The organism is Vreelandella songnenensis (assembly GCF_003002925.1).
GTDB lineage: Bacteria > Pseudomonadota > Gammaproteobacteria > Pseudomonadales > Halomonadaceae > Vreelandella > Vreelandella songnenensis.
This window is the reverse complement of sequence record NZ_PVTK01000009.1, coordinates 108,215-130,895: the sequence shown is the minus strand read 5'-3', so window position 1 is coordinate 130,895 and position 22,681 is coordinate 108,215. Positions and strand designations below refer to the sequence as shown.

The window sequence follows — 22,681 nt, the reverse complement described above, 5'->3', positions numbered from 1 at the left end:
ACCCGATAGACAACACCGCCAAGTGGCGGTGACGCTGGAACACTGAATTTAAGATCGGGCGCGAGGCGCGCCCACCACGAAAGGGGATGTATTTTGAAACCGGTAAGAGTAGGCATTTGTGGGCTAGGTACGGTCGGCGGCGGCACCTTCAATGTGCTGACCCGCAACGCAGACGATATTGCACGTCGTGCAGGCCGTCCCATTGTGATTGAGCAGGTCGCTCACCGCAGTATTCACCCCGACTGCGACATTACCGGTATCAATGCCACCACCGACGTGTTCGAAGTGGCCACCAACCCCAACGTGGATGTTCTGGTCGAATTGATCGGCGGCTACGACATGGCTCGCGAGCTGGTGCTCACCGCGATTGCCAACGGCAAGCACGTGGTGACTGCCAACAAGGCGCTGATTGCGGTACACGGCAATGAAATCTTCAAGGCCGCCCATGAAAAGGGCGTGATCGTTGCATTCGAAGCCGCTGTTGCCGGCGGTATCCCGGTCATCAAGTCGCTGCGTGAAGGCCTGGGTGCCAACCGTATCGAGTGGGTAGCCGGTATCATCAACGGCACCGGCAACTATATCCTGACCCATATGCGCGACGAAGGCCGGGCCTTTGAAGACGTGCTCGCCGAAGCGCAGGCGCTGGGCTACGCCGAAGCTGACCCCACCTTTGACGTGGAAGGTATCGACGCCGCCCACAAGCTGACCATCCTGGCCTCGATTGCCTACGGCGTGCCGCTGCAGTTCGAAAAAGCCTTCACCGAAGGCATTTCACGGATTACCGCCGAGGACGTCGAGCAGGCCGATAATCTGGGCTACATCATCAAGCATCTGGGCATTTCCAAGCGCACCGACCAGGGCCTTGAACTGCGCGTTCACCCCACCCTGATTCCCAAGGAGCGTTTGCTTGCCAACGTGCACGGCGTGAAGAACGCCATCGCCGTCATGGGAGATGCCGTTGGCCCGACGCTCTACTACGGCGCCGGTGCGGGTGCCGAACCCACGGCTTCTGCCGTGGTGGCAGATCTGCTCGACGTGGCCCGGGATATCTCCACCGACCATCACTACCGCGTGCCTTACCTGGCGTTCAGCGGCATCGACGAAGATGTCAGCCAGCTGCCGATCATGCCGATGGAAGACATCACCACGGCCTACTACCTGCGCCTTCTGGCGGTGGACCGCCCCGGCGTGCTTGCGCGTGTCGCGACGATTCTTGCCGAGCAGGGCATCTCGATTGAAGCACTGATTCAAAAAGAGGCGACCGAAGGCGAGCTGGTGCCGATCATTTTGCTGACTCACCGTACCAAGGAGAAGCAGATGAACGAAGCCATTCGCGAAATCGAAGCCATGGCCGATATCGCCGGGCCCGTCACGCGTATCCGTGTGGAAAGCCTGAGCGAAGGGGAGTAACCCGATATGCGCTATATCAGTACGCGTGGGCAGGCGCCCGCGCTCTCCTTTGAGGAAGTGGTACTTACCGGCATGGCCAGCGACGGCGGCCTCTACGTGCCCGAAGAGATCCCTGCGCTGTCCAAAGAGGACCTGGCCGACATGGCCGGGCTCTCCTACGCCGAGATCGCCTTTCGGGTGATGAAGCCGTTCGTCAATGGCGAGATCGACGACGAGACGTTTCGCACCCTCGTGACCGAGGCCTATGCCACCTTCAGTCACGATGCGGTGGTGCCGCTCAAGCAGCTCGACGCCAACCACTTTCTGCTCGAACAGTTCCACGGCCCGACGCTGGCGTTCAAGGACGTGGCGCTGCAGCTTCTGGGGCGTCTGCTCGATCACTTCTTGAAAAAGCGCGGCGAGCGCGCGGTGATCATGGGCGCGACCTCCGGTGACACCGGCTCGGCGGCGATTGAGGGCTGCCGCCACTGTGACAACCTGGATATCTTCATTCTGCATCCGCATAAGCGGGTATCCGAGGTGCAGCGGCGCCAGATGACGTCGGTGCTGGCCGATAACGTCTTCAATATCGCCATCGAAGGCAATTTCGACGACGCCCAGGCGATGGTCAAGGCAAGCTTCGCCGACCAGGACTTCCTGAACGGCACGCGCCTGGTCGCGGTCAACTCGATCAACTGGGCACGCATCATGGCCCAGATCGTCTACTACGTGGCCGCCGGTGTGGCGCTTGGCGCGCCGCATCGTCAGGTCAGCTTCTGTGTGCCGTCGGCCAACTTCGGCAACGTGTTTGCCGGCTACATGGCATACAGGATGGGGCTGCCGGTGAAGCAGTTCATCATCGCCACCAACGCCAACGATATTCTCCACCGGACGCTTGCCGCCAACGACTTCTCGAAAAAGGAGCTTGAGGCAACGCTCGCGCCGTCCATGGATATCGTGGTGTCGTCGAACTTCGAGCGCCTGCTGTTTGACGCCTACGAGCGTGATGGTGCCGCTGTGGCCGCACTCCTGGAGCGCTTTCAGCAAGAACCGACAGCGCTTGCCGAGGCACCCCTTGAAAGGCTGCGCGAGAAGTTTTCAAGCTACAGCGTGGATGACGCGACCATTCTCGACGTCATTCGTGAAGCGCATCACCGCACCGGCGAGATGCTCGACCCGCACACCGCCACCGGCTACCGGGCTGCCGAGCGCGCTCGCATCGATCAATCCACGCCGATGATCACGCTGGCCACCGCGCATCCTGCCAAGTTCGCCGAGGCCGTGGTGAAGGCCGGGTTCCAGGGCGTGCCGCTGCCTACCCATATGGATGATCTGCTGGAGCGCGAAGAGCGCTACACGGTGCTGCCCGCCGAGCTAAGTGCCGTACAGCAGTTTGTTGCGGATAACCGCCGTTAACCCAGGATAGCCGCTTTGCCTGATGTTTCTCAGCACTCCACCCAGCCCAGGCTGGAGCCTCGTCCCCTGGACGAGGCTGTCTACGCGCGTGCCCAGTCAGAAGGCCTGAGCGAGCTTCAGGCGCGGCTGCTGGCCTCACGCCTGCCTGGCTATGAAGGTGAGCTGGCGCCGCTGGTAACCCCCAGCCTGCGCTATCTGGCTCACCCGGAAAAGCTCGCCGACGGCCGCCGCGCTGCCGAGCGTATCGCCCAGGCGGTGGCCGAGGGTGAATCCATCGGCATTCTGACCGACTACGATGTGGACGGCATCACCTCCCACGTGGTGATTCGGCGTACGCTGGTGGAGCTTTTCGGCGTGCCCGAACATCGGCTTCACAGCCTGATTGGTCATCGAATCAACGACGGCTACGGCATCAGCCTGCCGCTGGTCGAGCGCACGCTGGCGCTCAAGCCGTTTCCCACGCTGGTGATTACTGCCGACTGCGGAAGCTCTGACGAGCCGCGCATTGCACGCATGAAGGCGGCGGGCATCGACGTGGTGGTCAGCGATCACCACGCACTGCCGCTGGAAGGTCCGCCTGAGTCGGCCTATGCCTGCGTCAACCCGACCCGCCCGGATTGTGGCTACCCGGACAAGACCATTGCCGGGTGCATGGTTGCCTGGCTTCTGATGTCCCTGGCACGTGGCGTATTGGTGGAGTGGGGCGCATTGCCCAGCGCCACACCCAAGCTTTCGCCCTGGCTCTCTTACGTTGCGCTGGGCACCGTGGCGGACTGCGTGTCGCTGGGCGGAAGCCCCGCCAACCGCGCGGTGGTGAGCCACGGGTTGACGCTGATCAATCGCATGGATGCCGCCTGCTGGCGGGCCATGGCGGCGCGGCTCGGCGCCGACAGTGTGCCGTTCAACGCTGAAACCCTGGCCTTTCAGATGGGGCCGCGTATCAACGCCCGTTCGCGGCTGGATGACCCTTACGCCGCCCTGCACTTCATGCTTGCTGAAAGCGATGGCGTTGCCAACCGCCAGCTGGAAGTGCTCGATCAGGATAACCAGTCGCGCAAGGCCATCGAGGCCGATATGGCCGAAGAGGCGAAGGCACTTGCCGCCGGCGCGCTGGCGGCGGACGAACCGGCGGTAGTGGTGCTGCTTGAAGATGGTCACCCCGGTGTTCAGGGGATCGTGGCATCGCGCCTGGTGCAGGCCTACGGCCGGCCGGCGCTGGTGCTCACCCGGGCGGCTGCGCCCGATATGCTGACCGGCTCGGGCCGCTCGATTGACGGGCTGCACCTGCGTGATGCGCTACAGCGCACCTTTGAGCTGGCGCCGGAGGCGCTACCGCGCTTTGGCGGGCACGATGGCGCGGCCGGAGTGGGCGTACCGCGCGAGCAATTGGATGCGTTCAAGCAGGCCTTTCTCCGGGCGGTCGCCGAGCAGTTGGAAGGTCGCGAGCTTTACCCGCGCCTCTGGACCGACGGCGAGCTTTCTACCGCGCAGCTCTCGCTTGCCACGCTTGAGGAGATCGACGCGCTGGGCCCGTACGGCCGGGAGTTTGATCCGCCGCTGTTCGAGGGGCGCTTTATTGTCGAAGCGCTGCGTCCGGTGGGGGCCGACGGCGCCCACCTGATGCTCGAACTCTCCATGGGCGCCATCACTTGCAAGGCCATCTGGTTTCGTGCGCTGACCCCCGGCGAGCTGCCCGCGTTCGCCATCGGCGATACGCTGCACTGTGCCTACAAGCTCAACCGCAACCGCTGGCGGGGGCGTGAGTCGCTGCAGCTGATGGTCGAGCATGCCCGTGCCGTCTAGCCCCGGTTCTCTACAGGTTCGATCACCCGAGTAAGGACGTCCCATGCGTGTGGAAGCGTTACCCAAGGACCCGCATCGCCCCTACGAAGATGTCATGGCCATGCTGCTGGGCACGCTGTTTGTTGCACTCGGCATCACCTTCTATACCCAGGCGGTGCTGCTGACCGGCAGTACGGCGGGCCTGGCACTGCTGCTCAATTACGTCACGCAGTGGGGGTTCGGGTTCTGGTTCTTTACCATCAACCTGCCGTTTTACTACCTGGCGATCAAGCGCATGGGGTGGAGCTTTACGCTGCGCACCTTTGCCGCCATTGGTCTGGTGTCGCTGTTTTCTGAATTGACCCAGAGCTGGGTGGTCTTCGAGCGCGTGCCGGCGCTGTATGCAGCGCTGATGGGTGGGGCGCTGATGGGTATCGGCATGCTGATGCTGTTTCGCCACCGTACAAGCCTCGGGGGCATCAACATTCTGGCGCTCTATCTGCAGGACCGCCACGGCCTGCGCGCCGGCTACGTGCAGCTGGGCATCGACGGGCTGATATTGCTGCTCGCACTTACCCAGCTGCCGCTTGACCGAGTCGGCTACTCGGTGCTGGGGGCGCTCACGCTCAACCTGATCATCGCGCTCAATCACAAGCCGGGGCGCTATATCGGCGTCAGCTAGCTCAGCCAGAACCACCATACGACCAGGGCGATCAAGCCAAGCCCGGCCGCGTTCACCAGTAGGCTCATGGGGTTTTCTCCTGTTGGGTGGGTTGCCATAGCCGCAGGCGATTGGCGTTACTGACCACGGTGATGGAGGAGAGCGACATGGCAACCCCGGCGATGATCGGTGACAGCAGCATGCCGGTCAGCGGGTAGAGAAGCCCAGCAGCGATGGGAATGCACAGCACGTTGTAGCCAAAGGCGCCTGCCAGGTTCTGCTTGATATTGGCAAGCGTGGCGCGGCTTATTTCAATCGCCGACGCCACCCCGTGCAGCGAGCCGCGCATCAGCGTCATGCCCGCGCTCTCGATGGCGATATCGGTTCCTTGGCCAATGGCAAAACCGACGTTGGCGCGGGCCAGCGCCGGGGCATCGTTGATGCCGTCGCCCACCATGCCGACAACGTCTCCCGCCTGTTGCAGGCGCTCGATCTCCGCGTGCTTGTCATCCGGCGTCAGCCCCGCCTTGAAAGTGGTAATCCCTACCTCTCGGGCAATGGCGGCGGCGGTGCGCGCGTTATCGCCGGTCAGCATGATCACGTTCAGGCCATCTTCCTGCAGGCGCTTGACTGCCGCGGCGGCGTCCGCGCGCAGCGCGTCGCTGATCCCGAACAGAGCGATCAGCTCGCCATCCAGCGCCAGGTACACCAGGGTGCGCGCCTGCTCCTCGAGCGTCTGCGTCTGCTGCCTGGCGGCTGCGAGATCCACGCCGGCCGCTTCCAGCAGGCGTGCGTTGCCCAGCAGCAGCGCTTTTCCATCGCGGGTGTGAGCTTTTACGCCGCCACCGGTCACGCTGTCGAAATCGCTAATCTCGCGCGTCACGGCGCCGTGCTGCTCGGCGTAGTTCACCAGCGCCGAGGCCAGCGGATGTTCAGAGCTGCGCTCGAGGGCGTGCACCCAGCCCAGGGCGGTGGCAGGCTCGACGCCGAACACATGGGCATCGGTGACGCTGGGCTTGCCTTCGGTGAGCGTGCCGGTTTTATCCACCACCAGCGTGGTCAGCCGGCTGGCGGTTTGCAGCGCCTCGCCGCTTCTGACCAGCACACCCTGCTCGGCTGCCTTGCCCACGCCGATCATGGTGGAAATGGGCGTCGCCAGACCGAGCGCGCAGGGGCAGGCGATGATCAGCACGGTGGTCGCCGCTACCAGCATATGGATGATGCGCGGCTCGGGGCCGAGGTTGAACCACACGAGTGCGGCCAGTACGGCGATGATCATCACCGCAGGCACGAACACGCCGGAGACCTTGTCGGCCAGCTCGCCGATTGGCGGGCGGGAGTTCTGGGCGCTGGCCACCTGTTCGGTGATCTGGCCAAGGCGGGTATCGTGGCCCACGCGAGTGGCGCGATACACAAGCCCCCCCTTGCCGTTCACGGTGCCTGCGCTGACCTCATCGCCACGACACTTGGCGATCGGCAGCGGCTCGCCGGTCAGCATCGATTCATCGATATGGCTCTGGCCCTCGGTTACCTCCCCATCCACGGGAAGGCGCTCGCCGGGACGTACGCGGATATGGTCGCCTGCGCGCACCTCGTCCACGTCGATCTCCTGCTCGACGCCGTCCCGGATTACCCGCGCCGTACGGCTTTGTAGATCGAGCAGGCGTTTCAGGGCATTGCTGGTACGCCCCCGGGCGCGAAGCTCCAGAGCGTTGCCCAGCAGGATAAGCCCGATCACCATGGCCGCGGCTTCGAAATAGATACCCTGAGCCGCCTCCGGCAGCCAGGGCGCAAATGCCACCACCGCCATGGAGTAGAGCCACGCGGTGCCCGTGCCCATGGCCACCAGCGTATCCATGTTGGCCTGGTGGCGCTTGAGGCTCTGCCAGGCGTTGACGAAGAAGTGGCGCCCCGGAAAGGCCAGCACGCCAAGCGTCAGAAGGCCCACGGCCAGCCAGTAAAGCCGCCCTGTGCCCATCGGGTGCGGGTGGTAGATAAACATGCTGAGCATCAGTGGTACCGCAAGTGCCAGCGAGGCGGCGCTGCCTCTGAGTCGCTTTTTGTAGGTAGTGGCGTCCTGCTCGGCGCGCACGCGCTCGGCCTCACGCATGTCCACGATCGGCTCGGCGTGGTAACCGGCGCTGGCCACGGCGTCGATCAGCGCCTGCGGCTCGGCGCTGCCCGACACCTGGGCGATGTGAGTGGCGAAATTGACGCTGGCCGACGCCACGCCTTGAGTCTGCTCAAGAGCACTCTGGACGCTTTTGACACAGCCCGCGCAGGTCATGCCGCTGATGGCCAGGCGCACAGAGGACGCGCTGGCGGCTGGTGCCGGGCTTGCCGGTAGCGCGGCGGGTTCCTCTGGCGTCGCTAGCGCTGGGCTGGCGACATCTGCCGGATAACCCGCTCTGGCCAGCGCCTCATCCAGCGCCGACTCGCTCAGCGAGGTGGCCACCTCCAGGCGTTTTTCGGCGGGGGTGCCGGTGACCTCGGCCGTCGGGTCGTCTGCCTGAATGGCCTCGCGCATGCGCTTGACGCAGCCCTGGCAGCTCATTTTGCCGACGGTACGCGTGAGCAGGTGGCGGGAATCGTGGGCGGTACTCATAACGCCTCCCTGGAAGATGCGTCATCGGGAAAGCTTTCGATCAGGCGGCACAGGCTGTGCCCATCCGGCGTGCCGTCAGGCATGTGTTGCCAACTTTCGAGCGCCTGTTCCATGCGCTGGGCCAAGGCTTCAAGCTCTTCGATGCGTGCGCGGATCTGCGGTAAACGGCTGGCCAGCAGGTCGCGTACCAGCGGGCAGGGCGAGTCGCCGTGGTCGGCGTGAAGCAGAATGTCGCGTATTTCGCTGACGCTGAAGCCGAGCTTGCGTGCCCGCTGTATGAAGTGCAGCCGCTCGAGATCCGCGCTGGAATATAGCTGGTAGCCGTTATCCGGATGACGCTTCGGGGAAAGCAGCCCCTCGCGGGTGTAGTGGCGCACTGTTTCTGCGGTCACGTCGCCGTGTTTGGCAAGCTCACTGACTTTCATCGCGCTCTCCCGTATAGCCGTTTGCAATGCCCTCAGTGTAAAACCTATGGGTTACACACAGGTCAAGCGAGATAATGTCAGATGTCCCAAAAAAGACTTAATACGATCAAAACAACGTTTTAAAACGTTCGTGCGACTAATGTATAAGCAAAAAACAAAATAAAACGCCCGTTTGCCTCTTGAACCCCAGGCCACATTGGGCGAAAACTGCAGGGTGGGATCACGCTATAAAAATATCGCAGGCGGGTGCACCTATCCGCGGGATCAATGGGACAAGAGGCCGACCATGAATAATAAATTCAACAAGCTCACGCTGGCAGCTGCGGTTTCGGCAGCTGTCTTCACAAGCCACGCCAATGCCGGTGGCTATCAGGTCAACGAGCAGAGTGTCAGCGGCCAGGGTTACGGGCACGCGGGCCGCAGCTCCAACGTGAACGATGCCACTATCGTTTACGGCAACCCGGCGGGCATGTCGTTTCTTGACCGCGCCCAGGTAACCGCGGGTGGCACTTACCTGAACGTCAATACTGATATCGACAACGTCCGGGCTAACCGCACGCTGGATGCCGGCGTGGCAACTGGCGGTGCACCCGCGGGCGTGCAGGTGCCGGTAGGCGCCATTCCCGGGGGCAACGAGGGCGATATGGTGCCCGGCACGCTGATACCGTTTGCCTTCTATGCTCAGCCGGTCACGGATCGTCTGGCCTTCGGCTTCGGGGTTTACGCGCCGTTTGGATCCAAGACCGAGTATGAAAACGACTTTCAGGGTCGTTACTTTGGTGACTATACCGAGGTCAAGGTGGTTTCCGCCCAGCCGACGGTCTCCTACCGCCTGAATGATCAGTGGGCCGTGGGTGCCGGCGTTACCTACAACAAGGTGGATGGTGAGCTGCGCCGCAAACTGCCCTCAGGCGCCGGCTTCAATCCCGCCACCGATATCGATTCGCGAGTCGAAGGCGATGATGATGCGTGGGGCTATAACCTCGGGGTGATCTATCAGCCCGTGCCGGAAACCACGTTCGGCTTGACCTACCGTTCGAAGGTCGATTACACCCTGGAAGGCAGCTTCGTGGCGCGCGACCCGGCGGGTAACGTAGTGCGTGCCGACGACAGCGCGAGCCTGAAGCTGACCACGCCGGAAACGGTCAACTTCTCGCTGACCCAGCAGATGACCGATCGCTTGAAGCTGATGTTCGGCACCTCCTGGGTACGCTGGAGCCACTTCGACGAGATCCGCGTAATCGGCGATCAGCTGGGTAACATTACCGACGAGCAGCAGGAGTACTCCAACGCCTGGGCTTTTGCGACCGGCGGCGAATATCAGCTGACGCCTTCCCTGGCCTTGCGTGCCGGCGTTACCCTGGACTACACGCCAACCAACGATGAGCACCGCAGCGTGCGGATTCCTTCCGACGACCGGCGCATCTTCTCGATTGGCGCTGGCTGGAGCCCGACGCCGGATCTGACGCTCGATTTCGCCTACTCTTACCTGACCGAGCGTAGCACCCAGGTCGAGCAGGAGCGTAGCGACCTGCTGGCAAGCGCGGCCACCGGCGGTCGTCCTGTCGGTGGCGCCACCTACGCGGCTGACTACAAGAACGAAGCCCATGGCTTTGGTGCCCAGCTGACCTACCGCTTCTAGGCGCGAGCTGCGCGAAAAGCGCTTGCGCGTTGATCAAGACATCTTCATGAACCCGGCTTTCGCCGGGTTCATGCGTTGAGGCCCTACGCGTGGTGGGTGCGGGGAGCGCGGGGTTTCGTTACAATACGCGTCTGGAATTTCGCCGCTGGGGTGCGGGCTTCGTCATCAAGCCTGGTCACCCCAGCGGCGCGTCTCTCTTTTGAACCGTGCGGCACTGACCAAGGCTAGGGCGACCCATGTTGGAAACCAACCCGATTCACAACCAGATCAAGGACCTGTCTGAGCGGACAGATGTTCTTAGGGGGTATCTTTGACTATGCCGAGAAGAAGGATCGGCTAGAAGAAGTCTCCCGCGAGCTTGAAGACCCGAATGTCTGGAACGACCCGGACTACGCCCAGAAGCTGGGCAAGGAGCGCTCCTCCCTTGAGGCTATCGTGGCCACCATCGATGAGCTGGACCAGGGGCTCGGCGACAGCCGCGATCTTCTGGAACTTGCCGAGATGGAAGAGGACGAGGGCACGGTCGAGGAAGTGAAGCGCGAGCTCGACGGCATGCAGGCCTCCCTCGAGAAGCTCGAGTTTCGCCGCATGTTCTCCGGCGAGATGGACGAAAACAACGCCTATCTGGATATTCAGTCCGGCTCCGGCGGCACCGAAGCCCAGGATTGGGCCAATATCCTTCTGCGCATGTACCTGCGCTGGGCGGAAAGTCACGGTTTCAAGGCCGAGATCATTGAAGCGTCCGCTGGCGAAGTGGCGGGTATCAAGTCGGCGTCGATCCACGTGCAGGGCGATCACGCCTTTGGCTGGCTGCGTACTGAAACCGGCGTTCATCGCCTGGTGCGCAAGAGCCCGTTCGACTCCGGCGGCCGGCGTCACACCTCGTTTGCTTCGGTGTTTCTCTCCCCGGAGATCGATGACAGCTTCGAAGTCGAGATCAACCCCTCGGATCTGCGCGTGGATACCTACCGCTCCAGCGGCGCCGGCGGTCAGCACGTCAACACCACCGACTCGGCGGTGCGGATCACCCACGAGCCCACCGGCATCGTCGTGGCCTGCCAGAACCAGCGCAGCCAGCACGCCAACCGGGATTTCGCCATGAAGCAGCTGAAGGCGAAGCTCTGGGAGCACGAGATGCAAAAACGCAACGCGGCCAAGCAGGAAGCGGAAGACTCCAAGGCCGATATCGGCTGGGGCAGTCAGATTCGCTCCTACGTGCTCGATGACCAGCGCATCAAGGATCTGCGCACCGGCGTCCAGTCCAGCAACTGCGACAAGGTACTCGACGGCGATCTGGATCAGTTCATCGTCGCCAGTCTCAAGCAGGGTCTGTAATCTTTCAGCGTTCGAACATGAATAGGGTGCCCCATGGCCAATCAAGACGCGTCTTCTCCGGACAACGAAAACCATCTTATCGCCGAGCGTCGCGCCAAGCTCACCGCGCGTCGTGAGCTGGCAGCAGCGCAAGGAAAGAGCGCTTTTCCGAACGACTTTCGCCGCGATAGCCTGACCGTCGAGCTGCAGGAGCAGTTCGGCGACAAGGACAAGGCCGAGCTCGAGACGCTTGACCATCACGTCTCGGTGGCCGGGCGCATCATGCGAAAGCGCGGCCCGTTCATCGTGATTCAGGACGTGGCCGGCCAGATCCAGCTCTACGTGGACAAGAAAGGCCTGCCGGAAGCCGTGCTCGAAGACGTCAAGGGCTGGGATATCGGCGATATCGTTGCCGCCCGCGGCCCGGTGCATAAATCCGGCAAGGGCGATCTGTACGTGATGATGATCGATGCCCAGCTTCTGACCAAGAGCCTGCGCCCGCTCCCGGACAAGTTCCACGGCCTGACCGATCAGGAAGCACGCTATCGCCAGCGCTACGTGGACCTGATCATGAACCCGCAGTCGCGCAAGGCGTTCGAGACGCGGGCCGCTGTGATCAGCTCCATGCGACGTTTCTTTGAAACCCGTGGCTTCATGGAAGTGGAAACGCCGATGCTTCAGGCGATTCCTGGCGGGGCCACGGCGCGTCCGTTCGTGACCCATCACAATGCGCTGGGCATGGACATGTATCTGCGTATCGCCCCGGAGCTTTACCTCAAGCGCCTGGTGGTGGGTGGTTTCGAGAAGGTCTTCGAGATCAACCGCAACTTCCGCAATGAAGGGCTTTCCACGCGCCACAACCCTGAATTCACCATGGTCGAGTTCTACTGGGCCTACGCTGATTACAATGACCTGATGGACATGACCGAGGCGATGCTGCGCACGGCCGCCGAGGAAGTGCTGGGCACCACGACGCTTGAGTACCAGGGCGCAAGCTACGACTTCGGCCAGCCGTTCAGGCGCCTCACGCTCAAGCAGTCGATTCTGGATCATGGTGACGGCATTGTTGAGGCGGATCTGGATAGCCTCGAGGCGGCGCGCGCCACCGCCCAGAAGCTTGGTATCAAGGTCAAGGAGAGCTGGGGGCTTGGCAAGGTTCAGACGGAAATCTTCGAAGAAGTGGCCGAGCACAAGCTCGACCAGCCGACTTTCATCACCGAATACCCGGCCGAGGTCAGCCCGCTGGCGCGGCGCAACGATGCCAATCCGTTCGTTACCGACCGCTTCGAGTTCTTTGTCGGCGGGCGCGAAATCGCCAACGGCTTCTCGGAGCTCAACGATGCCGAAGATCAGGCCGAGCGCTTCCGCGAGCAGGCCGCCGAGAAGGACGCCGGCGACCTGGAAGCCATGTACTATGATGCCGACTACGTGCGGGCACTCGAGTACGGCATGCCACCCACGGCGGGCGAGGGCATCGGTATCGACCGGCTGGTGATGCTGTTTACCGACAGCGCCTCGATTCGCGATGTGCTGCTGTTCCCGGCCATGCGCCCGGAAGTGGAGTAACGCCCCATATCGAAAGAGGTAGAGTAAAAGTTGGTAAGGGCGCGTTTTAGCGCCCATAATGGTCAACGTTTCGACGGCGAGGAGAATCCCATGAAACTGCTTAACCGCTCCGCTCTGAGCGTCAGGCCGACCCAGCCCTTCGTGGACTGGATCAATGCGCTGGAACCCACCATGGGAGACGACGACCTGACACTGGACGACGTCGAACGTGAAAGTACCATTTACCTGATTCCTGAAATGGACACCCCGGAAGCGCTCGAAACCTTCGTGCGCGACCGCCATGTCGAGATCCTCGAAACCGAGCTTCGCGCCTGGGAAGAGGACGAGCGCCAGTGGCCGGACTCGATTGACTGGGCACTGTTTCAGCACTTTCTACGCGTCGAGCACAGCTATCTGGCCATCGATCTGGATGACGAAACGGCGCTGGAAATCTCCGATGTGGATGACGCGCTTCTGCTGGATAGCGAGCAGGAATAGCGCGTAGCGCTTCGGCATGATGTCAAAGCACTTGTAAACGTTAAAACCGGCCCAGGCCGGTTTTAACGTGTTAGCCGTTTCGTTCAGGAACAACCCCGCCCATGCGACTGTTTGAAACCCGTCCCGGTGACGATGGCCTGCCCGGGCCAAAACGCGCCCTGGCCGTGCTGGCGCTGATCACCGGTACACTGATGGCGGTGGTCGACACCACCATGATCAACCTGGCCCTGCCCACCATCGCCGCCGACTTGGACGCCTCCCCGGCGCGGGCGGTATGGATCACCAACATGTTCCAGGTGGTGTGCGCGGCCTTTCTGCTGGTGTTCGCCGGTATCAGCGAGCTTGCGACCCGACGGCGTATCTATCTGTTCGGACTGACCACGTTCATGCTGGGAGCGCTGGGCGCCGCACTTTCCCGTCATCTGGAGGTGCTGCTGGCGTTTCGCGCCCTGCAGGGGCTGGGCGCGGCGGCCACGCTCTCCATCGGACCTTCACTGTACCGGGCAATCTTCCCTTCGCGCCTGCTGGGCAGCGCTCTGGGATTGAGTGCACTGGTGGTCGCGGGCGGCTATGCAGCCGGGCCTACGCTGAGCGGCGTGATTTTATCCTTTGTGAACTGGCCGTGGCTGTTTGCGCTCAACCTGCCGCTCGGGCTTTGCTCGCTGTGGCTTGCCCACCGTGCGCTGCCCCGCGACAAGCCTCGCCTGGGAAGCTTCGATGTTCTGGGGGCGCTGCTTTCCATGCTGATGCTGGCAAGCTTCTTTCTGGCCATGGATACTGTGGGGCACGCTGCACCGTTTTGGCAGGCGGGTGCCTGGGTGACGCTGTCGGTTGCCAGCGGCGCAGGCTTCATTGCCCGCCAGCGCCGCGCGCCCTATCCGCTGCTGCCGCTTAGCGTATTTGCCGAAAAGCGCTTTACCCTGGCCGTTTCCGCCTCCGGGCTTGCGTTTATCGGCCAGGGCCTGACCTTCGTGGCGCTGTCGTTTTTCTACCAGGAGCAGATGGGCTTTACGCCCCTGGAAACCGCCTGGCTGTTTACTCCCTGGCCACTCGCCATCATGCTGGTAGGCCCGCTTGCCGGGCGGCTTGCTGATCGTATCAACCCAAGCGTTTTATCCAGTGTCGGGCTTGGGTTCTTGATTGTGGGCCTGGTGGCTCTGGCGCTGGTGGATGAATCCATGGGCGTGGCTGAAAGCCTGTGGCGCACGGCGCTGTGCGGGATCGGCTTTGGCCTGTTCCAGCCGCCCAACAACCGGGAAATGATGAGTAGCCTGCCCGCTGAGCGCAGCGCCAACGTGTCCGGGGTGATGAGTACCGTACGTACCGTCGGCCAATCGATTGGCGTGGCGCTGGTCGGGGCGGCTCTGGCGCTTGGCCTGGCGGTTCAGGTCACGCTGTGGCTGGGGGCGGCCACATCCGGGCTTGCGCTGCTGGCCAGTCTTTCCAGAATGCCGCTTGCAAGACGCGCGCTTGTTGAACGCCGGGCATCGTCTGGCGGCAAGTAAGCGCGTACAATAACAACGTTGAATGTCGAGGAGAATCTGCATGACAGTGCAAGCACAGATCGAGCAGAAGTTGGCGGCGCTGACGCCGGACGTGCTGCGTGTGGAGAATGAAAGCCATATGCACAATGTGCCCGCCAACGCCGAAACCCACTTCAAGGTGACGCTGGTAAGCGAGAGCTTCGACGGTCTGATGCCGGTCAAGCGCCACCAGAAGATCTACGCCCTGCTGGCCGACGAACTGTCGGGCCCGGTACACGCCCTGGCGCTGCATCTTTATACGCCTGCAGAGTGGCAGGCGCGCGGCGGTGAACGTCCGGACTCGCCCAACTGCCGTGGCGGCGGCCAGTGACACCGGAGGTTGCAAGGCGCCACTATCTGGATGCCATGGGCATTACCGGGTGGGTGGCGCGCTATCAGTTGCCCAATGCGCGGCCCACCGAGGCCTGCGAGTGGGATGAGACGCCACAAGCCGCGCCGCCGCCGCGCGAGCGCCTCCAGGCGCTGCTGGACGACGCCCCGGCTCCGCGTGCTGAACCCGCCAGACCCCGGCAGGCCGAGCCGCCGCCCGCCTCGGCATCGCCTTCCGCGGTGCGCGCACTGCTTGGCCAGCCGGCGCCCGAAGTGCCGGCCACTCAGGAGGCTGAAAAGCCTGTCGAGCCGGCTGCCAGACCTTCACCTGCGACACCTGCCAGACCGCTGCACTTTACGCTCTCCTGCGTGTGTATCGGCAATCGCTGGCTGAGCCTGCACCCCGGCGAACTCACGCCCCAGGCGCAGCGCCTGCTGGGCAATCTGCTGTTGGCTGCGGGTATCGAGCAGGACGTAACGGAGGTCACGCAGTTCAAGTGGCCGCCCATGGCCAACACCTTTGCCGTGGAAGAGCCGCTGGAAGAGGCCCGCGAGGGGCTTTCGGCGTTTATTGCCGGCAGTGCCAGCCGTAAGCAGTGGGCGCTTGAGCGCGTTCTCTGGTGGGGGGGAGCAGAGAGCGAGAGCGTTGCCGATACCCTGCGCGTGCTGAATGTGCAGGATGCGCAAAGCCAGACGCTGGCACTGCCGCTCTGGCAAGGACCTGCGCTTGAACATCTGCTGCAAAGCGGTGAGGCGAAGCGCGCGCTCTGGCCGATGCTGAGCGCTCTGGCGCAAGCGTGGCAGGCACGTGCAAAACAAGACGCCCCACATGGTGACTGAGCTTTCGCAACGCGATTACGCGCCGTTGGCGGCGCTTGAAGCCCAGGCTCAGAGTGGCGTCAGCGCAAGCCTGCTTGAAGAAGCGTTAATGGCTACCCGCGCAGACAGTAGCGTGCTTGGGTGCTTTCAAGAGCAGACGCTGGTGGGCTACGCCCTGCTGGCACGCTTACCGTTCGAGGCAGAGCTTCAAGCCATTGGCGTGCTGCCCAGCTGTCGTCATCAGGGGGTGGGTCGCGCGCTCATGCAGGCGGTGCTGGTCAAGGCGAGTGAGTGGCAAAGCGAGCGTCTGCTGCTTGAAGTGCGCGCCGGTAATCAGGCGGCGATTGCGCTTTATCGACACTTCGGGTTTGTTCATGATGGGCAGCGCAAAGGCTACTACCCGGCTGTCGATCAAACCGCCGGGCGTGAAGATGCGCTACTGATGTCGCTGGTGCTGAATTAAGCGTTGCTGCCGGTGTCGCTGGATTCGAACTTGCTCAAAAGACCGTTCAGGCGGCGTTCCCACTCTTCGCGCTCCTGCTTGAGCTGGGCGTTCTCATCACGCAGCTCTTCGTTTTCGAGCTTCATCATTTCCAGCGCTTCCACCGTATCGGTGACTTTCTGTTCGAGCTGATTGAACAGTTCCAGGCTCATGTAAACCTCCAAGGTTGAAAAAACGAACAACTAAGGTGCCCACCGGGCGAATGAGGCGAGCGTAACGCTCGCAGCCGCTGTCGGCAAGCGCTGTTTAGGGTGTTTGCCGCCGGTAGAGACGGGCGGTGCTTTCGCCCGCCTGGGTTTCACGATGCAGTTGCCAGTTGGCGGGTACCCTGGGTGTGAGCGAGCGCTCGGTTTCCAGGTAAATCATGGCGTCAGGCGCAAGCCACCCTTTGGCTTCCAGCGCGTTGCAGCAGGGTTCGGCAAGCGCTTGATGAAAGGGCGGGTCGAGAAATACCAGGTCATAAGGGCTTGCGCCTTGTTCGAGAAACGCAAGCGCATCGCGTGGGGCTACCTGGCCACGGGCAGCGCCAAGGGTCGCCAGGTTTTGAGTGATATACGCAGCCACACTGCTGTCGCGTTCGACAAAGTCGACCTGAGCGGCACCGCGCGAGAGCGCTTCTATGCCGAGGGCGCCGGTACCCGCAAACAGGTCCAGCACGCGCTGGCCGTAAAGGGCCTGGCCCAGCCAGTTGAACAGCGTTTCGCGAACTCTGTCCGGCGTGGGACGAAGGCCGGGGCGGTCGAGCACGGGCAGCTGGCGGCGCCGGTAATCACCGCCGATAATACGCAGCTTGCCCGGCGGCTTGGCGGGTGTGCCGCGCGCAGCAGTTGGGCGAGTGCCTGGTCGAGAAGAGGAGCGAGAGGAGCGTTGTCGTGTCATATCGTGGATTGTAGCGGGCTGCTTATCCAAAGTCTTGGTTGGCGGTGGTAGGATGGTCACAATGTTCACCTTTTTAGTCGGATGCCCCCATGTTTGGTTTTTTCAAGCGTAAGAAAAAGCATGACTCCCAGGAAGATGTAAACAAGCAAGCGCCGCAGGACCAGGACGCGCAGGCACCAGCAGGCGAAGAACTCCCCGCCCCGGAGCCGGTGATAGCGCCGGAAACCTCCGCGCGTGACGCAGACGCCGCCATCCCGGCACCCGAGGCTGAAAAGGCCTCCGAGCAAGCGCTTCAACCCGCTCCTGAGCCTGAGCTGGCGCCTGAGCCTGACAGTGAGCCCGAGCCTGAAATAGTCCCTGAGCCCGAGCCCGAGCCCGAGATTGCCCCCGAACCTGAGCCTGAGCCGGAAATTCAGTCAGCGCCAGAGAGTGAACCCGAGTCCGAGCCGACACCCGACCCCGAGCCGGAGCTAAAGCCCACCCCTGTTCTGGTAGCAGAGGCCGGCACCAAGCCTGCCTTGCAGGAGAAGCCGGTTGCCGAGACAGCTGAGAAGAAGGGCTGGTTTGCGCGTATCAAGTCGGGCCTGGGCAAGACCCGCGCCAACCTGACCGACGGCATCGCCGATCTGTTTCTGGGTAAAAAGCAGATCGATGACGAGCTGCTGGAAGACCTGGAAACCCAGCTCCTGATGGCGGACGTGGGCATCGAAGCGACCAGCGAGATCATCGAGCGGCTCGAGGCGCGAGTGTCGCGCAAGGAGCTCAACAACCCCGAGGCGCTCTACCGTGGCCTGCAGGAGGAGCTTGCCGCCATGCTGGGTCCGGTGGCGACACCGCTGGACTTGAACCGCCAGGCGGACGGACCCTTCGTCATTCTGGTGGTCGGGGTCAACGGCGTGGGCAAGACCACTACCATCGGCAAGCTCACTCAGCGTTTTCAGCGCGAAGGCAAGAGCGTCATGCTCGCCGCCGGTGATACTTTCCGGGCGGCGGCGGTCGAGCAGCTCAAGGTGTGGGGCGAGCGCAACAAGGTGCCGGTCATTGCCCAGCACACCGGTGCCGACAGCGCCTCGGTCATCTATGACGCGGTGGCGGCGGCCAAGGCGCGTGGGGTGGATGTGCTGATCGCCGACACCGCCGGGCGTCTGCACAACAAGAGCCACCTGATGGAGGAGCTGAAAAAGGTCCATCGGGTGATGAAGAAGCTCGACGATACCGCGCCTCATGAAGTGATGCTGGTGCTGGATGCGGGCACCGGGCAGAACGCCATCTCCCAGGCCAGCACCTTCAACGAAGCCGTGCCGGTGACCGGCATCACGCTGACCAAGCTCGACGGTACTGCCAAGGGCGGGATCATCTTTGCCCTGGCCAAGCAGCTGAAAACGCCCATTCGCTTTATCGGCGTGGGCGAAGGCCTGGACGACCTGCGTCCCTTCGAGGCGGAAGACTTCGTCAACGCACTGTTTGACCGCCAAGGGGATGACGGCCGCGCATGATCGCTTTCGAGCATGTGGGCAAGCGCTACGGCGGGCGTTTTGAAGCTCTGGCTCATCTGGATTTTCGCGTCGAACGCGGCGAGATGGTGTTCTTGACCGGCCACTCCGGGGCAGGAAAAAGCTCGCTTCTGCGCCTGATCATGCGCCTTGAAAAACCCAGTCGCGGTCGTGTCATGGTGGCCGGGCACGATATTGCCCAGCTGCACGCAAGCCAGGTGCCGTTTTACCGCCGCCAGATCGGCGTGGTGTTTCAGGACCATCAGCTGCTGTTTGATAGAAGCGTGTTTCACAACGTGTCGCTGCCCTTGGAAATTCAGGGAATCGAGCCGCGTGAAACGGCGCGCCGGGTGCGTGCCGCGCTCGACAAGGTCGGCCTGCTGCATCGTGAAAAGGCGCTGCCTGTCGAGCTTTCCGGTGGCGAGCAGCAGCGGGTGGGCATTGCCCGCGCGGTGGTCAACAAGCCCTCGCTACTGCTCGCCGACGAGCCCACGGGCAACCTTGACCCGCAGCTTTCCACCGACATCATGGGGCTTTTCGAAGACTTCAATCGCATCGGCACCACGGTGATGATTGCAAGCCACGATCTGGCGCTGATTGCCCGCCTGCGCCACCGCATTCTACGCCTGCGCGATGGCCGCCTGGTGGCCGACGAGGGAGCCGTATGAAGCCTTCAGCCACGCCCAAGCGCCCCAAGGGGGCCGCACCCAAGGCGTCCAGGGCCAAGGCCCGCGCACCTGTTCGCCAGGAAGCAACCAAACCCCGGTCGCGGGGGGGCGCCAACAGCCATCAGACGCGCTTTTCAAGCCGGCTGCGTGCCTGGGGTCGCCATCACCGGGCCATGAGCTGGGACAGCTTTTACCGCCTGGTGCGCCACCCGGTGGGCAATCTGCTGACGATGCTTGCCATCGCGATTGCCCTGGTGCTACCCGCCGCCCTGTGGCTGACCCTGGATAGCGCCCGCCTGCTGGATGCCGAGCTAGATGAGAGCGCCACGCTCACGGTGTATCTGCAAACCGCCGTGGATACTGCCCAGGCGGAGCGTATCGAGCAGGCGGTTAGCGCCGAAGAGGCGGTGCTCGATACCCGTATGATCAGCGCCGAGCAGGGCATGGCGGAGTTTCAGCAGTCGCTGGGGCTGGACGACGCGCTGGCTGGACTTGACGATAATCCACTGCCTGCCAGCATCGTGGTGCGCCCGCAAAGTGTGGAACCCGCGGCCATGCAGCAGCTGGCCGGTACGCTGGAGGCTCTGGCCGGCGTCGATGAAGTGCGCGTGGATCTGGCCTGGGTCGAGCGCTTGCGGCATCTGGCAGCTCTTGGGCGGCGCGTGGCGCTGGCGCTTGGTGTTCTGTTCGGGCTCGGAGTGCTGCTGGTGGTCGGCAATACCATTCGCCTGGCAGTGGAAAGCCGGCGGCGGGAAATCGAGGTGGTCATGCTGATTGGTGCCACCCATGCCTTCGTGCGCCGGCCGTTTCTGTACAGCGGTGCCTGGTACGGCCTGGGCGGGGGACTGTTAGCCCTTGGCCTGCTTGGGCTGGGCAATCACTGGCTGTCGCTGCCCGTAGCCGCACTGGCGGCAAGCTACGGTGCAAGCTTCTCATTGCCGCAGTTGGATATGACAGGCGCCACAATTTTGCTATCCTGCAGTACACTGCTGGGCTGGCTGGGCGCCTGGCTTGCCGTTACGCGTCACCTGACCAGTATTCGCCCGCGCTAGGTTTCAGCAGGGTGTCCGCTAACGGTAACACTACCGGGTTAAGCTGAGAGAGACGCAGTCGTCCAGGCACATTCAAGGTAACAAGTAAGCCTGCAAACAAGTGAACCTTGTCACGCAGACAAGGTCTTACAGATTAATTGAGGCGTAATGTGTGATTTCAACCACGTTCGCCCGTCACGGCAGATCAATAGGGAGACCGTTTGCACATGAGCACTAGTCTTCTACCGGTGGGACAGCTTTCTCCAGGTCACGACCTGGGCGGCTATATTCAAGCGGTTAACGGCATTTCGGTGCTGAGTGTTGAAGAAGAGCGCGAGCTTGCGTTCCGCCTGTACGATGAAGGCGACCTAGAGGCTGCGCGCCGCCTGGTGCTTTCGCACCTGCGCTTTGTGGTACACATCGCCCGAAGCTACTCAGGCTACGGGCTCCCTCAGGCCGATCTGATTCAGGAAGGCAACGTGGGCCTGATGAAGGCCGTCAAGCGCTTTGACCCCAATCAGGGCGTGCGTCTGGTGTCGTTTGCGGTGCATTGGATCAAGGCCGAGATTCACGAGTTCGTGCTGCGCAACTGGCGCATCGTCAAGATTGCCACGACCAAGGCTCAGCGCAAGCTGTTCTTCAACCTGCGCAGTGCCAAGAAGCGCCTGGCGTGGCTGAACAACGATGAAGTCGCGGCAATTGCCAAGGACCTCGACGTCAAGCCCGAGATCGTGCGTGACATGGAAGGGCGCCTTTCGGCTTACGATGCAGGTTTCGATGCTTCGCCAAGCGACGACGAAGAGAGCACCTACCAGGCGCCGGCCTACTTTCTGGACGACGCCTCGGCTGACCCGGCGACCAAGCTTGAAGACAGTGACTTTGAAGAAGATTCGACGCGCCGTCTGCAGCTGGCACTAAAGGATCTGGACGAGCGCTCCCGGGACATCCTTCAGCGCCGCTGGCTGACCGATAACAAGGCTACGCTGCACGATCTGGCCGATGTTTACGGCGTAAGCGCCGAGCGTATCCGTCAGCTTGAAAAGAACGCCATGAAGAAGCTGCGTCAGAAGATGGGCGACGCTCTCGCCGCCTAAGCACGATTGGCGTACTTCAAAAAAAACCGGCGCTGCCTTGGCAGCGCCGGTTTTTTTATAACCTGCATGGCGCGCCTAGCGGCGCGCTTTAACCCGCTTCCAGAGCGGGCTGCCGGGCATCAGCAGCGCCAGCACCGTGCAAGCGATGGCCGGTGTCAGCACATCCAGCACCGAATCCAGCGACCAGTGATTGAACAGCCCGTAGAGGTACCACACTTCGTTGGCGCCGCCGCCCGCGTACTCGTGCTGAGCGATTTCGCGGCCCAGAAAGACCGCGACAATCAACGACCCCGCCACCCAGCGGCCCACCAATGGCCAGAACAAGGCTTGAAAGAGCAGGGCGATAACCGTGTGTTCAAGGTGGGTAATGTTCAAAAGCGCCGTCCTTTGGCTATGGGGGCATGGTCTGGAAGGTGGCTGACCGCCTGTCGGCCACCTTGCAGAGTCAGGCAGGCTGAGGCGCTTCGCTCAATAATTGCCCTGCCAGCAGCGCCCACTGATCTTCCCAGTACTCGGTGGGTGCGCGTTTGAAGTCGCTGCGCACGTACTGGGAAATACGCCCTTCGGCCTGGGCGATCAGCAAATTGGCCGCCGCCGAGGCGGGAATGCTGGGGCGGCGGCCTTCGCGTAATTCGGCTTCGCGAATGATCTGCTTGAGCTGCGTTTCCATGCGCTCGAACAGCTGATGGACGCGCTGGCGCAGGCGGGCGGTTTCGCCGGTCAGCACATCGCCGCCCATGACCCGGGCAAGCCCGGGATTCTTTTCGGCAAAGCCCAGCAATAGCGCCAGAATCGTGCCGCAGCGCGCCGTGGCGTCGGGCACGTCTTCCAGAATCCGCGTAATACGCGCAAACAGGCTTTCTTCGATAAAATCGATCAAACCCTCGAACATGCGCGCCTTGCTGGGAAAATGGCGATAAAGCGCGGCTTCGGAAACGCCGACCTGGCGGGCCAAGGCCGCCGTGGTGATGCGCTTTCCGCTGTCTTCTTCCAGCATCAAGGCCAGCGCCTGAAGAATCTGCTCGCGGCGGCGAGGTTTACGGTCGTCACTCATGACGTTAGCCC

The 22,681-nt window shown here is 62.6% G+C and carries 22 protein-coding genes; 16 read left to right on the top strand and 6 right to left on the bottom strand.

Annotation, left to right across the window (positions count from 1 at the left end; all coding sequences use genetic code 11):
• Positions 1-93 precede the first annotated feature (93 nt).
• Genes B0H98_RS14420 through B0H98_RS14405 form a run of 4 tightly spaced genes read left to right on the top strand, consistent with a single transcriptional unit; the run spans position 94 to position 5,269 of the window.
• Positions 94-1,410 (top strand): homoserine dehydrogenase, encoded by a 1,317-nt coding sequence (locus B0H98_RS14420; RefSeq protein ID WP_106375764.1) that lies wholly within the window; start codon positions 94-96, stop codon positions 1,408-1,410.
• 6 nt (positions 1,411-1,416) lie between these two features.
• Positions 1,417-2,805, top strand: a complete 1,389-nt coding sequence (gene thrC / locus B0H98_RS14415) for a threonine synthase (RefSeq protein ID WP_106375763.1) — start codon at positions 1,417-1,419, stop codon at positions 2,803-2,805.
• A gap of 15 nt (positions 2,806-2,820) precedes the next feature.
• Entirely contained in the window at positions 2,821-4,608 is a 1,788-nt protein-coding gene (locus B0H98_RS14410) for a single-stranded-DNA-specific exonuclease RecJ (protein WP_244183187.1), read from the top strand.
• 43 nt (positions 4,609-4,651) lie between these two features.
• Entirely contained in the window at positions 4,652-5,269 is a 618-nt protein-coding gene (locus tag B0H98_RS14405; RefSeq protein WP_106375761.1) for a YitT family protein, read from the top strand.
• 64 nt (positions 5,270-5,333) lie between these two features.
• Here the strand turns inward: B0H98_RS14405 and B0H98_RS14400 are convergent, their stop codons facing one another.
• Complete coding sequence (locus B0H98_RS14400; RefSeq protein ID WP_106375760.1) at positions 5,334-7,853, bottom strand: heavy metal translocating P-type ATPase; 2,520 nt, start codon at positions 7,851-7,853, stop codon at positions 5,334-5,336.
• On the bottom strand, positions 7,850-8,278 hold the full coding sequence (locus B0H98_RS14395) for a MerR family transcriptional regulator (RefSeq protein WP_106375759.1): 429 nt from the start codon (positions 8,276-8,278) through the stop codon (positions 7,850-7,852). Before B0H98_RS14395 ends, B0H98_RS14400 begins: the two co-directional genes overlap by 4 nt.
• Before the next feature lie 286 nt (positions 8,279-8,564).
• Between B0H98_RS14395 and B0H98_RS14390 the strand changes: the two genes are divergently transcribed.
• The 8 genes from B0H98_RS14390 (at position 8,565) to B0H98_RS14355 (ending at position 16,412) form a co-directional block, all read left to right on the top strand.
• On the top strand, positions 8,565-9,920 hold the full coding sequence (locus tag B0H98_RS14390; RefSeq protein WP_106375758.1) for an OmpP1/FadL family transporter: 1,356 nt from the start codon (positions 8,565-8,567) through the stop codon (positions 9,918-9,920).
• Between the two features lie 236 nt (positions 9,921-10,156).
• Positions 10,157-11,255, top strand: a protein-coding gene (gene prfB, locus B0H98_RS14385) for a peptide chain release factor 2 (protein ID WP_106375757.1) whose coding sequence is annotated in 2 segments (ribosomal slippage) — positions 10,157-10,231 and positions 10,233-11,255 — 1,098 coding nt in all. Because the reading frame shifts where the segments join, the coding sequence is not laid out codon by codon here.
• A 33-nt stretch (positions 11,256-11,288) separates the two neighbouring features.
• Complete coding sequence (gene lysS, locus B0H98_RS14380) at positions 11,289-12,800, top strand: lysine--tRNA ligase (RefSeq protein WP_106375756.1); 1,512 nt, start codon at positions 11,289-11,291, stop codon at positions 12,798-12,800.
• A gap of 90 nt (positions 12,801-12,890) precedes the next feature.
• The gene (locus B0H98_RS14375; RefSeq protein WP_106375755.1) at positions 12,891-13,277 is read left to right on the top strand and encodes a hypothetical protein; all 387 of its coding nucleotides are present in this window, start codon (positions 12,891-12,893) and stop codon (positions 13,275-13,277) included.
• A gap of 101 nt (positions 13,278-13,378) precedes the next feature.
• Entirely contained in the window at positions 13,379-14,782 is a 1,404-nt protein-coding gene (locus B0H98_RS14370) for an MFS transporter (protein WP_106375754.1), read from the top strand.
• Between the two features lie 40 nt (positions 14,783-14,822).
• Entirely contained in the window at positions 14,823-15,131 is a 309-nt protein-coding gene (locus tag B0H98_RS14365) for a BolA family protein (RefSeq protein WP_106375753.1), read from the top strand.
• Positions 15,128-15,970, top strand: coding sequence for a hypothetical protein (locus B0H98_RS14360; protein ID WP_106375752.1), 843 nt, complete (start codon positions 15,128-15,130; stop codon positions 15,968-15,970). The genes B0H98_RS14365 and B0H98_RS14360 overlap by 4 nt, the downstream gene beginning before the upstream one ends.
• Positions 15,960-16,412, top strand: a complete 453-nt coding sequence (locus tag B0H98_RS14355; protein WP_106375751.1) for a GNAT family N-acetyltransferase — start codon at positions 15,960-15,962, stop codon at positions 16,410-16,412. Before B0H98_RS14360 ends, B0H98_RS14355 begins: the two co-directional genes overlap by 11 nt.
• Here B0H98_RS14355 and B0H98_RS14350 read toward each other — a convergent pair.
• Both B0H98_RS14350 and rsmD read right to left on the bottom strand, forming a co-directional pair.
• Positions 16,409-16,603, bottom strand: coding sequence for a cell division protein ZapB (locus B0H98_RS14350; protein ID WP_106375750.1), 195 nt, complete (start codon positions 16,601-16,603; stop codon positions 16,409-16,411). The genes B0H98_RS14355 and B0H98_RS14350 overlap by 4 nt on opposite strands.
• A 94-nt stretch (positions 16,604-16,697) precedes the next feature.
• Positions 16,698-17,330 (bottom strand): 16S rRNA (guanine(966)-N(2))-methyltransferase RsmD, encoded by a 633-nt coding sequence (gene rsmD / locus B0H98_RS14345; protein WP_106375749.1) that lies wholly within the window; start codon positions 17,328-17,330, stop codon positions 16,698-16,700.
• A gap of 89 nt (positions 17,331-17,419) precedes the next feature.
• On the opposite strand from rsmD, the gene ftsY reads away from it, so the two are divergent.
• The 4 genes from ftsY (at position 17,420) to rpoH (ending at position 21,616) form a co-directional block, all read left to right on the top strand.
• Positions 17,420-18,826, top strand: a complete 1,407-nt coding sequence (ftsY, locus tag B0H98_RS14340; protein ID WP_106375748.1) for a signal recognition particle-docking protein FtsY — start codon at positions 17,420-17,422, stop codon at positions 18,824-18,826.
• Positions 18,823-19,491 carry a cell division ATP-binding protein FtsE gene (gene ftsE / locus B0H98_RS14335; RefSeq protein ID WP_106375747.1) on the top strand — a complete coding sequence of 223 codons (669 nt, stop codon included), beginning with the start codon at positions 18,823-18,825 and terminating at the stop codon, positions 19,489-19,491. The genes ftsY and ftsE overlap by 4 nt, the downstream gene beginning before the upstream one ends.
• Positions 19,488-20,543, top strand: a complete 1,056-nt coding sequence (ftsX, locus tag B0H98_RS14330; protein ID WP_106375746.1) for a permease-like cell division protein FtsX — start codon at positions 19,488-19,490, stop codon at positions 20,541-20,543. The genes ftsE and ftsX overlap by 4 nt, the downstream gene beginning before the upstream one ends.
• 206 nt (positions 20,544-20,749) lie before the next feature.
• Entirely contained in the window at positions 20,750-21,616 is an 867-nt protein-coding gene (gene rpoH / locus B0H98_RS14325) for an RNA polymerase sigma factor RpoH (RefSeq protein ID WP_106375745.1), read from the top strand.
• Between the two features lie 75 nt (positions 21,617-21,691).
• Here the strand turns inward: rpoH and B0H98_RS14320 are convergent, their stop codons facing one another.
• Together B0H98_RS14320 and slmA are read right to left on the bottom strand one after the other, a co-directional pair.
• A complete protein-coding gene (locus tag B0H98_RS14320; protein WP_106375744.1) occupies positions 21,692-21,991 on the bottom strand; it encodes a hypothetical protein in 300 nt (99 codons plus the stop codon).
• Between the two features lie 70 nt (positions 21,992-22,061).
• On the bottom strand, positions 22,062-22,670 hold the full coding sequence (gene slmA / locus B0H98_RS14315) for a nucleoid occlusion factor SlmA (protein WP_106375743.1): 609 nt from the start codon (positions 22,668-22,670) through the stop codon (positions 22,062-22,064).
• Between the last annotated feature and the right edge of the window lie 11 nt (positions 22,671-22,681).